Origin of the sequence: Celeribacter persicus (genome assembly GCF_003050785.1) — a bacterium.
In the GTDB taxonomy this organism is placed as follows: Bacteria; Pseudomonadota; Alphaproteobacteria; order Rhodobacterales; family Rhodobacteraceae; genus Celeribacter; species Celeribacter persicus.
Map to the genome: position 1 here is coordinate 249,974 of NZ_QAOH01000005.1, position 7,615 is coordinate 257,588.

At 58.0% G+C, this 7,615-nt stretch carries 10 protein-coding genes and 1 pseudogene; 7 read left to right on the top strand and 4 right to left on the bottom strand.

The genetic code is table 11. The features are described 5' to 3' along the window. Positions 1-6 precede the first annotated feature (6 nt). From C8N42_RS09050 to C8N42_RS09075, 6 genes are read left to right on the top strand one after another with little or no spacing between them, the layout of a single operon-like run. Positions 7-801 carry a 2-keto-4-pentenoate hydratase gene (locus tag C8N42_RS09050; protein ID WP_107816234.1) on the top strand — a complete coding sequence of 265 codons (795 nt, stop codon included), beginning with the start codon at positions 7-9 and terminating at the stop codon, positions 799-801. A 4-nt stretch (positions 802-805) separates the two neighbouring features. Beyond that, positions 806-1,750: an acetaldehyde dehydrogenase (acetylating) gene (locus C8N42_RS09055; RefSeq protein ID WP_107816235.1), complete on the top strand. Its 945-nt coding sequence runs from the start codon at positions 806-808 to the stop codon at positions 1,748-1,750. 1 nt (position 1,751) lies between these two features. Further along, entirely contained in the window at positions 1,752-2,771 is a 1,020-nt protein-coding gene (gene dmpG / locus C8N42_RS09060) for a 4-hydroxy-2-oxovalerate aldolase (RefSeq protein WP_107816236.1), read from the top strand. Next, entirely contained in the window at positions 2,768-3,535 is a 768-nt protein-coding gene (locus C8N42_RS09065; RefSeq protein WP_107816237.1) for a 2-keto-4-pentenoate hydratase, read from the top strand. The genes dmpG and C8N42_RS09065 overlap by 4 nt, the downstream gene beginning before the upstream one ends. A 3-nt stretch (positions 3,536-3,538) precedes the next feature. Then, on the top strand, positions 3,539-3,730 hold the full coding sequence (locus C8N42_RS09070) for a 2-hydroxymuconate tautomerase (RefSeq protein ID WP_107816238.1): 192 nt from the start codon (positions 3,539-3,541) through the stop codon (positions 3,728-3,730). Positions 3,731-3,740: 10 nt separating this feature from the next. Continuing rightward, positions 3,741-4,307 (top strand): antibiotic biosynthesis monooxygenase, encoded by a 567-nt coding sequence (locus tag C8N42_RS09075; RefSeq protein WP_107816239.1) that lies wholly within the window; start codon positions 3,741-3,743, stop codon positions 4,305-4,307. Between the two features lie 41 nt (positions 4,308-4,348). On the opposite strand, the gene C8N42_RS09080 is transcribed toward C8N42_RS09075, so the two are convergent. Further along, complete coding sequence (locus C8N42_RS09080; protein ID WP_107816240.1) at positions 4,349-5,059, bottom strand: GntR family transcriptional regulator; 711 nt, start codon at positions 5,057-5,059, stop codon at positions 4,349-4,351. Between the two features lie 336 nt (positions 5,060-5,395). After that, the gene (locus C8N42_RS09085) at positions 5,396-6,163 is read right to left on the bottom strand and encodes a DeoR/GlpR family DNA-binding transcription regulator (protein WP_107816241.1); all 768 of its coding nucleotides are present in this window, start codon (positions 6,161-6,163) and stop codon (positions 5,396-5,398) included. Between the two features lie 83 nt (positions 6,164-6,246). On the opposite strand from C8N42_RS09085, the pseudogene C8N42_RS09090 reads away from it, so the two are divergent. Continuing rightward, positions 6,247-7,092 (top strand): annotated as a pseudogene (locus C8N42_RS09090) (DDE-type integrase/transposase/recombinase). On the opposite strand, the gene C8N42_RS21890 reads toward C8N42_RS09090, so the two are convergent. Together C8N42_RS21890 and C8N42_RS21895 are read right to left on the bottom strand one after the other, a co-directional pair. Continuing rightward, on the bottom strand, positions 7,079-7,357 hold the full coding sequence (locus tag C8N42_RS21890) for a DNA methyltransferase (protein WP_245890008.1): 279 nt from the start codon (positions 7,355-7,357) through the stop codon (positions 7,079-7,081). The pseudogene C8N42_RS09090 and the gene C8N42_RS21890 sit on opposite strands and share 14 nt — an antisense overlap. 29 nt (positions 7,358-7,386) lie before the next feature. Next, positions 7,387-7,536, bottom strand: coding sequence for a hypothetical protein (locus tag C8N42_RS21895; protein ID WP_245890009.1), 150 nt, complete (start codon positions 7,534-7,536; stop codon positions 7,387-7,389). Between the last annotated feature and the right edge of the window lie 79 nt (positions 7,537-7,615).

Genomic DNA, 7,615 nt, shown 5'->3' on the forward strand with positions numbered 1-7,615 from the left:
AGATAAATGACAAGTGAAACCAATATCCAGAAGGCCGCAGATCAGCTCTGGAAGGCCTGGGAAGAGGGCGTGCCCGCCGAACCGATCCGGGGGCTTCTCGACGAGGGCGACGTGGACGCGGCCTATGCCGTTCAGGAGATCAACACCAAGCGCTGGTTGGGCGGTGAGGAGCGCGTGCTCTCCGGTCGCAAAATCGGCCTGACCTCGGTCGCCGTGCAAAAACAGCTTGGTGTGGACCAGCCGGATTACGGCATGCTCTTTGCCGATATGGAATACATGGACGGCGAAGAAATCCCGATGTCGGCTGTGCAACAGCCGAAGGTCGAGGCGGAGATTGCCTATATCGTCGCAGCCCCCCTGACCGGCGGGCATATCACCATGGTCGATCTGATGGCCTCCATCGGCTACGTGGTTCCGGCGCTCGAAATCGTCGGATCACGGGTCAAGGACTGGGACATCCGCATCACCGACACCATCGCCGACAATGCCTCTTCCGGTCTCTACGTGCTTGGCCAGACGCCCAAACGTCCGGGCGATTTCGATCCGCGCCTCTGCGGCATGGTGATGACCCGCAACAACGAGCCGGTCTCCGTCGGCGCGGGCGCAGCCTGCATGGGATCCCCGCTCAACGCCTCCCTGTGGCTTGCACGGACCATGGCCAAGGCCGGTCGTCCGCTCGGACCGGGCGACGTCATTCTCTCCGGGGCGCTTGGCCCCTTTGTCGCCGCCGCGCCCAGCGATGTCTTCGAGGCCCGGATCAACGGTCTGGGCTCCGTTCGCGCTGCTTTCGCAAAGGAATAAGACAATGGAAAAGATCAAATGCGCCATCATCGGCTCGGGCAATATCGGTACCGATCTCATGATCAAGATCATGCGCAACTCGAAAGTGCTTGAGATGGCGGCGATGGTGGGAATCGACCCGAATTCCGATGGTCTCGCGCGTGCAGCACGTCTCAAGGTGGCGACGACGCATGAGGGGATCGACGGGTTGGTGAAACTGCCCGAGTATAAAGACATCCGCATCGTGTTCGACGCCACCTCGGCAGGCGCGCATAAGCGTCACAACGAGGTGCTGCAAAAAGACGGCAAACAGGTGATCGACCTGACCCCCGCCGCCATTGGTCCGTTCACCGTGCCCTCGGTCAACATCGACGCAAATCTCGATAAGATGAACGTCAACATGGTGACCTGTGGCGGGCAGGCGACGATCCCGATGGTGGCCGCCATCAGCCGCGTGGCCAAGGTGCATTACGGCGAAATCGTTGCGTCGATCTCCTCGAAATCCGCAGGCCCCGGCACCCGCGCCAATATCGACGAATTCACCGAGACCACCGCGCACGCCATCGAGGCGGTCGGCGGTGCAACCCGTGGCAAGGCGATCATCATCCTGAACCCGGCGGAGCCGCCGGTGATCATGCGCGATACCGTCTATTGCCTCTGCGAGGAGGCCGATCAGCACGCGATCCGCAAATCCATCCTCGACATGGTCGAAGAGGTGAAAACCTACGTACCGGGCTATCGTCTCAAGCAGGAGATTCAGTTCGAGCATTTCGGCGACAACAACCCGCTGACCATCCCGGAAAGCGGCGGCACCTTTACGGGTCTTAAAGTGTCGGTGTTCCTCGAAGTCGAAGGCGCGGCACATTACCTGCCGGCCTATGCGGGCAATCTCGACATCATGACGTCTGCGGCGATGAAGACCGCCGAAGCGCTCGTTCACAAACGCAATTGGGTCCGGGAGGCCGCATAAGATGACCAAGCTGTACATTCAGGACGTGACGCTTCGTGACGGGATGCATGCCATGCGTCACCAGTACGATCTGGGCCAGGTGCGCGCCATTGCGCAGGCGCTGGACGAAGCCGGTGTAGACGCGATCGAAGTGACCCATGGCGACGGGGTCGCGGGCTCGACCTTCAACTACGGCTTTGGCCGTCACACCGATGTAGAATGGATCACAGAAGCTGCGAAAGTGGTGAAAAAGGCCAAGCTCACCTGTCTTCTCGTGCCGGGGATCGGCACTTTGGAAGACCTGAAAAAGGCCCATGACGCAGGTGTCGTCTCCGTGCGCGTTGCGACCCATTGCACCGAGGCCGACGTGGCCGCGCAGCACATTGCCGCGGCGAAGGAGATGGGCATGGATGTGTCGGGCTTTTTGATGATGGCCCATATGAACACGCCCGAAAAACTCGCCGAACAGGCGAAAATGATGGAAAGCTACGGCGCGGATTGCGTCTATTGCACGGACTCCGGCGGGCGTCTGACGATGAAGGACGTCGCCGCGCGCATTGACGCCTACAAGGCTGTACTCAAACCGGAAACCCAGATCGGCGCGCATATGCACGAGAACCTGTCTTTGTCCGTGGCGAACTCCGTCGTGGCCGTCGAGCGTGGAGCCTACCGTGTGGACGCGTCTCTCGCGGGCATGGGCGCGGGCGCGGGCAACACCCCGATCGAGGCCTTCGCCGCCGTCGCCGATCTCTACGGCTGGGAGCATGGCTGTGACGTATTCAAATTGCAGGACGCCGCCGAAGATCTCGTTCGTCCACTGCAAGAGCGTCCGGTCCGCGTCGACCGCGAAACCATGACCTTGGGCTATGCAGGGGTCTACTCCAGCTTCCTGCGTCACGCCGAACGCGCCGCCGACATGTACGGCCTCGACACCCGCGCGATCCTCGTGGAACTCGGCAAACGCGGCATGGTCGGCGGTCAGGAAGACATGATTGTCGATGTGGCCCTCGATATGGTCAAAGCGAAAGAGGCAGCAGCATGATGAACCTCGCTGAACTTGCAGAATACGTGGATGAAGCGGCCCGCACCGCCACGGAAATCCCGCAAATCTCCGACAAGACCCCGCTGACCGTTGAAGATGCTTACGCGGTGCAGGCGCTCTCCATGCAACGCCGTTACGCCCGTGGCGAAAAGCGGATCGGCATCAAGATGGGTCTGACGTCGCGGGCCAAGATGGTGCAGGTCGGTGTATCCGATGTGATCTGGGGCCGCCTCACCGACGCGATGCGCGAAGATGAGGGAGGCGTGGTCTCCATGGCCAAATACGTCCACCCGCGCGTCGAGCCGGAGATCGCGTTCTTGATGAAAAAACCACTGTCGGGCAATGTCTCCGCGCTGGAGGCCATGGCGGCGGTAGAAGCAGTGGCCCCCGCACTCGAAATCATCGACAGCCGCTACAAGGCATTCAAATTCGATGTGGGCGACGTGATTGCGGATAACTCATCGTCTTCAGGCTTCGTTCTCGGCACTTGGCACAGCCCGGAAATCGACCTTTCCAACCTCGGCATGGTGCTTTCGATCAACGGTCGCCCACAGGAGATCGGCTCGTCCGCCGCGATCCTCGGCAATCCCGTGCGATCTCTGGTGGCAGCAGCCCGGATGGTGGCTTCGGCCGGAGAAGAGCTCAAAGCCGGTGACATCGTGCTTGCGGGCGGCGCCACGGCGGCCATTCCGATGGCAGCCGGTCAATCCGTGCTACTCGAAGTCGAAACGCTCGGGATGATCGGCTTCAACATCGGAGAATAAGCCATGCCGTTTATCGAAGTGACGCTGATGGAAGGCCGCACAGCGGAGATGAAAGCGAAGCTGATCGAAAAACTGACCGATGCCACGGTCGAGGCCATCGGCGCCCCGATCGAGGCCATCCGCGTCTGTATCCGTGAGGTGCCCAAAGAAAACTGGGGTGTCGCAGGGAAACAGAAATTCGTTACTAAGGATTAAAGAGGTCGTCATGACCGAAACACTCGTGGAACCGGGCCAGGAAGGCCCGGTCACCATCTCGATCTCGCGCCGTGTAAAACCCGGCTTCGAAGTGCAATATGAAGACTGGTTGCACGGTATCGTTGCCGCAGCCGCCGATTTCCCTGGCCATATGGGGGTGAATATCCTCAAGCCGTCGGGGGCGACCGACGGTCGCTATGTGCTGATCTACAAATTCGACACCTGGGCGCATTGTCAGGCTTGGGAAGACAGCCAGACCCGCAAGGACTGGGTCGGCAAGCTCGGCGATATGGTCGAGGGCGAAGGTGAGCGCAAACGCGTCACCGGGCTTGAGGCCTGGTTCGAATTGCCCGAAGTGCCCGCCGCCAAACATGCGCCGCGCTGGAAAATGTCCATCGTGCTGATCGTGGTGGTGTTCGTGCTGGTCTACCCGTTGCAACTGATCATCCTGCCGTTCGTACCAAGCTGGCCGCATTGGATCAAGACGCTGACCATTGCAGTGATTCAGGTGTTGCTGATGACCTACATTTTCATGCCGCGTGTCACGAAGGCCCTGAAAAACTGGCTTTTCGCCTGAACTCAGGAAAACGGATCAAAAAGGGGCCTTCACGGTCCCTTTTATGTCAGGTCGTGTTGTTCAATGAGGCAGGAGTAGGATTCTTCGATATGCGCCTCGACACGGGCAACACAGGCCTCAATGTCTCCCGCGATGGCCGTGTCGAAGATCGCCTTGTGCTCCACCCGGACATCGCGGAGCAGCGAACGATCCCCGATCAAGCGTCGATGATAGCGGTAGGAATGCTGATGCAGGGTCAGGCGGAACCGTTTGAGCCAGGTATTGTCACAATTTTTCACGAGGCAATTGTGGAAATTTGCATTCCACTCGTCCCAATCATGGGCGAACTCGGTTTTGCCCTCGCCGATCAGACGCTCCTCGATCCGGGACAGGCGGTGAAAGGCAGCGACAAGATCGGCCTCCCAGTCTTCGGTGCGGTTGGCCAGAGAAATACGCAGGGCCTGCGCCTCGATCAGCTTGCGCGCATCGGTGATGTCCCGGAAATCCTTGAGTGACAACGGAGCGACGCGAAAACCGCGCTGTTGTTCCGAGGTGACGAGATTGTCGATCAGAAGCCGGGAAATGGCCTCCCGCATAGTCGAGGTGGACACCCCGAACTCCTGACGCAGCTTGTCCACATGCAACCGCGCGCCCGGACTAAGCTCGCCCGAGATCACACGTTCACGGATCAACTCGTGCACGGTCTCGATGGCGGTCTTCTTGCTTGATGCGTCGGATTTATCGCCTTTCGGCAGGGTCTGAGGCTGATTCATATCGTTTTGGCGTTTCTTATGGCTCCCTCTAGCAATGTCATTGCTCTTCGCAAATGTCGAGGATCAGCTTTGTTTTAATCTTTCGGGAAAATTATCGTTTTTCTGAATGAGCATTTCATATACGTAAACGTCCTGCCTCAGTGAGGAGTCTCAAGGGCTGAAATTCGGTCTCGACGGTTAGGTCGAACATCTGTCCGGTTTCATCGCAACGCTGGAACCCGAGAAACTCTCCGCCCTGTTCCCAGTTCCGTAACAAGACCGCATTCGCATGATGGCCCCGACCGAGAAAACAGCCTGTTTCAACGATCTTTTATCTGGTTATCTATGCTGAACTGCCTACACCTGAATGATCTGGCAGTCCTGTTGATTACAGCTCCGCTGAACGCTCTCCGCCAGTTCCGCGCCCGTAACGATCACGTCGTAATCCCACAGATGGCCGTGCTGGCAAGCCAGATCCAGACCGTTTTTCCCCGCGTCTGCAACCAGAATGGTCCGCCTAGCGCAGCTTGCAATGGCTTTTCGCGCCGCGATTTCATCGGAATTATAGTCCATCACCGCGCCAGAGGACGATACTCCGCCACAACTGAAAATCGCGTAATCTACCCGATATTTCGAGAAGAATTCGAGCGAGGCGACCCCGATCATATCCAGATCCCGCATCCGAACGGCCCCTCCCGCAATCTCGACCACAGCGCCCAACGCCGATTGCAGGGCACAAACGGCGTGAATGCTGTTTGTCGCCACGAAAAGGTTTTTGCGAGAGGCCAAAAGCCGCGCGCATTGCTCCACGGTCGTACCGGTCCCGAGCGCCACCCGTGCGCCATCCGGGATCAGGTTCTTCACCGCCAGAGCGATCCTCTGTTTCTCCTGACGTGAAAGACTCTCGCGTGGCAGATAACCGATATTCTCGCTTTGTTGCCGCAACCGCGCTGCCCCGTTACGGCGCTGCACGAGAAAAGCCTCATCCAGATCACGCAGATCTGTCCGGATGGTCTGAACAGACACGGACAAACATTCCGCAAGTTCCGCTGCAGAAAGCTCTTTGTTCTCGGCCAGGAGCGCAATAATGCGGTCGCGCCGTTCCGTCAGATCCAGCCGCCTCATGACTTTCGAACGAAAGCTAAATCTTGAGCTGCTGTCGGTTTTATGGACACCGAGATAAGGTGTTATGAAACTGGAGAATCTACATGACAAGAAGGATGTTCAGCCGCGAGTTCAAACAGGAAGCGGTGGAGTTGATAACGAAGCGTGGTCTCAGCATGGCGTAGGCTTCAAGGGACCTTAGAATACACGCTACTGTGCTTCATCGATGGGTGCGTGCTGTTGACGCTGACGGCCCCTCGGCGTTCCCTGGCAATGGAAAGCTTACACCTGAGCAGGAAGAGCTCAGAGCGCTTCGGCGTGAGGTAACCAAGTTGAAGACGGAGCGCGATATTTTAAAAAAGGGCGAGGCTTGTCCGCCATTGGTCCGAGGACAATGCCGAGCTCCTACTTCGCCAAGGACCAGCTGTGATGTTTGGCTTTGTTGCGAAGCACCGAGGGTTCTGGCCTCTCTCGGCAGATTTGCATCGCAAATCACCTGCCGGGCACATGGGTCCATGGGAGATCAGATGACGTCCCAGATGGTCACGGACGCTTTGATCATGGCGATCTGGCGCAGAGGGCGACCAAAGGAGTTGCTGCACCATTCCGATCAGGGCAGCCAATACACCAGCGAGCCGTTTCAAAGGCTGTTGGCCGATCACGGCATCACCTGCTCGATGAGCCGGTCTGAAAATGTCTGGGAGTTCAAGACGGTCCGCGCCAGCGGATTGAATGATACGGGGGATCATTCAATCCGCTGGCGCGGCGATGAAGAGCTTCTTCTCATCGCTGAAACTGAAAGAGTCAGGCGCAAAACCTATCGGACCAGAAGACAGGCTCCCGCCGATGTGTTCGATTACATTGAGAGGTTCTACAATCCAACGCGTCGCCACTCCACCATCGGCTATTTAAGCCCTATGACCTTCGAGGAGCGAGCTATGAAAGCTTAAGTTGCCGTCCACGAAACCGGCAGCAGCTCACTTCTTCATCGTCGATGGATACAAATACCGCACCATCTTCCCGCAAAAAATCTCGTAGCAACCTCAAGCGCGGATACATTAAACAAAGCCACTTGTCATGGCGGGACAGGTCCTCGGCTTCCTTGCCGACCACCTTGCCTAGCCTAGCCTTGATCTCGGGCGAAGCGACATTGTCGTTATACACCCAGCCTTCATTGCCGGTGTTATAGAGCGGGTCGATGTAGATACATTTCACCTGCCCGCCATAATACGGCTGAAGAGATTTCAGGGCTTCGAGATTGTCGCCCTGAACCAGAAGGTTGCCCGCGTCTGGATCACCGGCGAAAACTCGCCATCGCAATGGACAAGCCGATACGGCACCTCGGCGTGGTGATGCTCAACCGCATCCTTCCCTATCCATTTCAGTGTCGGCATATTCAGTCCTTATCATCTCTGCCTCGGATTCGGGCAGCTCAAATCTTTGGGCTATTGTGCATGGTGGATGATTGAGGGC

What these genes read in the sequence shown, in the direction of transcription:
- C8N42_RS09050 (WP_107816234.1), top strand. Translation starts at nt 7, where the DNA reads ATGACAAGTGAAACCAATATCCAGAAGGCCGCAGATCAGCTCTGGAAG.
- C8N42_RS09055 (WP_107816235.1), top strand. Translation starts at nt 806, where the DNA reads ATGGAAAAGATCAAATGCGCCATCATCGGCTCGGGCAATATCGGTACC.
- dmpG (WP_107816236.1), top strand. Translation starts at nt 1,752, where the DNA reads ATGACCAAGCTGTACATTCAGGACGTGACGCTTCGTGACGGGATGCAT.
- C8N42_RS09065 (WP_107816237.1), top strand. Translation starts at nt 2,768, where the DNA reads ATGATGAACCTCGCTGAACTTGCAGAATACGTGGATGAAGCGGCCCGC.
- C8N42_RS09070 (WP_107816238.1), top strand. Translation starts at nt 3,539, where the DNA reads ATGCCGTTTATCGAAGTGACGCTGATGGAAGGCCGCACAGCGGAGATG.
- C8N42_RS09075 (WP_107816239.1), top strand. Translation starts at nt 3,741, where the DNA reads ATGACCGAAACACTCGTGGAACCGGGCCAGGAAGGCCCGGTCACCATC.
- C8N42_RS09080 (WP_107816240.1), bottom strand. Translation starts at nt 5,059, where the DNA reads ATGAATCAGCCTCAGACCCTGCCGAAAGGCGATAAATCCGACGCATCA.
- C8N42_RS09085 (WP_107816241.1), bottom strand. Translation starts at nt 6,163, where the DNA reads ATGAGGCGGCTGGATCTGACGGAACGGCGCGACCGCATTATTGCGCTC.
- C8N42_RS21895 (WP_245890009.1), bottom strand. Translation starts at nt 7,536, where the DNA reads ATGCCGACACTGAAATGGATAGGGAAGGATGCGGTTGAGCATCACCAC.